We start from the raw sequence: 2,828 nt of genomic DNA on the forward strand, positions 1-2,828 counted from the left end.
GCGGCAATCTCCTCGGCCAGCAACAGGCCCAATCCGCCCGCGCCGCCGGTAATCAGGTAAACGCCGGCCGCCTTCCACGGCAAGGCCGCATCCGACGACGCGGCAGGCGAGGCAGGCGCGGTGTCGAGTTCATGCCATTGCCGCTCCCAGCGCCGGCCCTGTTCGAAACGCACCTGCACGGCCGCATCGCCACGAAAGCGCTCGGCCCGCAAGCGCGCGGCGAGATCCGTCGGCTCGCCCGCGATTTCGATCAACTGGCAGCGCAGCGACGGATGCTCGAACTGCGCGCAGCGCAGCAGGCCGCCCAGGCCCGCGAACAGCGCGCCCGCGCCGTCGGCCGGCACGACCACCTGCAGCAGCACGCGCTTCGACCGCGCGCGCGCCAGTTCCTGCACCAGCTCCAGCAGACGCGCCGCATAGGCGGCGTAGCGCACGTGGGCCTGCGGCTCCGGCGACGCCATCACGATGCATTCGGCGGGCGCCAGCGCCACGCTCAACGACGCCGCACCGTCGATTTCGCAGAGCACGACCACATTGCGGTCGGCCAGATGATCGGCGGCGAACACGTCGGCTTGCGCCTGCGGTTCGTGCGTTTCGGTGGCATGCCAGGACGGCGCGAACAGCAAGGGCAACGGCAACCCGGCCGGCGCCGACGCCTGGTCGGCGGCAACGGCCCGCGCCGCCGCGTCCTGCGGCACGACATCCGGCGCGCTCGGTTCGGCGGCACGCCGCTCCGGCTCGCGCCCCGGGCCGGCGCCGGGGCCAGCGCCCGGGCCGCCGTCACGGCCGAACCAGTACCGCTCGCGCGCGAACGGATAGGTCGGCAGGCTGCGCTTGCGTGGCGCGGCGGCCGCGCCGCGCAGGCGCGACCAGTCGAGCGCGCCGTGTCTCGCCCAATGCTCGGCCAACGCATCGAGATCGCCGTTTGCGATCAGTCGATCGACGTCGGCCTCGCCCACACGCTGCTGCCGGCCGTACGCGACGATCGCCTCGCCGCCCGCGGCCAGCACAGCCCGAAGCTTGGCGCGCAGTTCGGCGAGCGTGCCCGCCACCACGGCAAGCCGCAGCTCGAATGCCTCGCGGCCCGCCTGCAGGCCGTGGGCCAGCGCCGGCAGATCCGCGTCGTCGCAACTGTCGAGCAACGCGACGAAGCGCTCGACGACTTCGCTCAAACGCTCCCGGCTGCGCGCCGAGAACGGAAAGATGGCCGGCGCGTCGGCGTCGATCCGCCACGTCGCGCCCTCGGGCCGCGCCGCCGGTATGAATTCCTCGATGATCATGTGCGCATTCGCGCCGCCCGCGCCGAACGAGGACAGCCCGGCAAGCCGGGGCTGTTCGCGCACGCCGTCGGCGGTCTCGACGCGGCGTCGCGGCCAGGCTTCGAGCCGGCGCTGCACGCGGAACGGCGAGGCCGCAAAATCGATGGCCGGATTCAGCGTGCTCGAATGGAGCGACGGCGCGAGCTGCCCGTGCCGGATCTGCAGCAGCACCTTGGTCAGGCCGGCGATCCCGGCCGCGCTTTCGGCATGCCCGATGTTGGATTTGACCGAGCCGATCGCGCAGGCGCCGCGCGCCACGCCGGCCGGGTCGAACACGCGGCCCAGCGCGGCGATTTCGATCGGATCGCCAAGCGAGGTGCCCGTGCCATGCGCCTCGATATAGCCGATGTCGCCGGCATCCACGCCGGCCCGCGCCAGTGCGCGCGCGATCACGGCCGTCTGCGCATGCGGGTTCGGCACCGTGTAGCCATGCGTCTTGCCGCCATGATTGAGCGCGCTCGCGCGAATCACGCCGTAGATCTGGTCGCCGTCGGCCACGGCCCGGTCGAGCGTCTTGAGCAGCACCGCGCCCACGCCCTCGCCCGGCACATAGCCGTCGCCGCCCTCGCCGAAGCTCGCGCATCGCCCCGTGCTCGACATGAAGCGGCCCTGCGACAGCAGCAGATATTTGTTCGGATGCAGCGTCAGGTTCACGCCGCCCGCCAGGGCCGCGTCGCACGAACCGGAACGCAGGCTGTCGCAGGCGAGGTGAATCGCGCTCAGCGACGAGGAACACATGCTGTCCACCGCCAGGCTCGGGCCATGGAAATTGCAGAAGTACGACACCCGGTTCGCGATCGATGCGGCGCTGCCGCCCAGCGCGGCCGGACGCCCGGCCCCGGTCGATTCCGCGCCGTAAAGCTGGTACTCCTCGTACATCACGCCGACGAACACCCCGACGTTGCCGCCGCCCAGGCCGGCCGCGCCCGATGCCAGCGCGGCCCGCGTATAGCCGGCGTCTTCCAGCGTCTCCCACGCGCATTGCAGGAACAGACGCTCCTGCGGGTCCATGTAGGCCGCCTCGCTCGGCGCGATATTGAAGAACAGCGGGTCGAAGCCATCGACGTCGTCGAGGAATCCGCCCCACTTGCTGTTGGTCTTGCCGGCCACGCCCGCGCGCGGATCGTAGAAACGGCTGTGGTCCCAGCGCTGCACCGGCACTTCGCCGATGCCGTCGCGGCCGGCGGCCAGGTTTTGCCAGAACGCGTCGATCGAACTCGCGCCGGGGTAACGCCCGGCCAGGCCCACGATCGCAATCGGCTGCGCCGGGTCGATATGTTCCGCGCCCGATTGGAGCGTAGCCGGGGTCGGTGCCGACGGCGGCAGGCTCGACGATGTCCCGCTCGCCTCTTGCGGCATCGGCAGGCCTGGCGGCGGCACGGCCGAGGCCGACTCCGACGGCGGCTGGCTCAACGTCACCCCGCCCGCATCTTGCGGCACCGGCAGGCCCGGCGGCGGCACGGCCGAGGCCGACTCCGACGGCGGCTGGCTCGACGTCACCCCGCCCGC

The 2,828-nt window shown here is 72.1% G+C and carries 1 protein-coding gene; it reads right to left on the reverse strand.

Going from position 1 to position 2,828, the window contains the following annotated elements:
• The coding region (locus ACYP33_RS14725; protein ID WP_459622574.1) for a beta-ketoacyl synthase N-terminal-like domain-containing protein at nt 1-2,828 on the reverse strand (2,828 nt) is incomplete at both ends.

This window comes from Burkholderia sp. 3C (assembly GCF_054589155.1).